Here is a 683-nt window from a genome sequence, read left to right as displayed (position 1 = left end):
CCTCGACGACGTCGCCGAGGCCCCGGCCGCGCTGCTCGTCGAACTGCCGCAGCGGGACCTCGGCGGGCGGCTCCCCCCGTGGGACGACCTCGTGGCCCAGGTGGACTGGGCGCGCGACCGGGGCGCGGCCGCCCACCTCGACGGCGCACGGCTCTGGGAGGCGTCGGCCGGATACGGCCGGCCGCCGGCGGAGATCGCCGGACTGTTCGACACGACGTACGTCAGCTTCTACAAGGGCATCGGCGCGCTCGCCGGGTGCTGCCTGGCCGGGCCGCTGGACGTCGTGGCCGAGGTGCGCGAGTGGCGCCGGCGGATGGGGGGCACCCTCTACGGGCTCTGGCCGGGCGCCGCCTCGGCGCTCTCCTGCCTGCGCCGCCGGCTCCCGCTCATGCCCGCCTACCTCGAGCGGGCGCGGGCGATCGCCGACGCGGTCCGCGACCTGCCGGGAGTCACCGTCGTCCCCGACCCGCCGCAGGCGCCGATGTTGCACCTGCTGCTCCGCACCGGCCACGACGGGTTCACCGCGGCCGCCCGCTCGCTCGCCGAGGACGGGCTCTGGACCTGGGAGAGCGCGGTGCCGACCGGGGACCCGGACGTCGTCCGGGTCGAGCTGTCCGTCGGCGACGCCACGCTCGCCGTGCCCGTGGCGGAGATCCGCGGTGCGATCGCGGCACTGGTGGGTG

Annotated in this window: 1 protein-coding gene; it reads left to right on the top strand. The window is 77.5% G+C overall.

The window, feature by feature from the left end; translation table 11 throughout:
• A partial coding sequence (locus E4P40_RS27790) for a beta-eliminating lyase-related protein (protein ID WP_245160642.1) occupies window positions 1–683 on the top strand: 683 nt, incomplete at both ends.

The sequence above is a fragment of the Blastococcus sp. CT_GayMR20 genome (genome assembly GCF_004570345.1).
The sequence above is the reverse complement of the archived record's forward strand: the minus strand, read 5'-3'. Positions and strand labels throughout refer to the sequence as shown.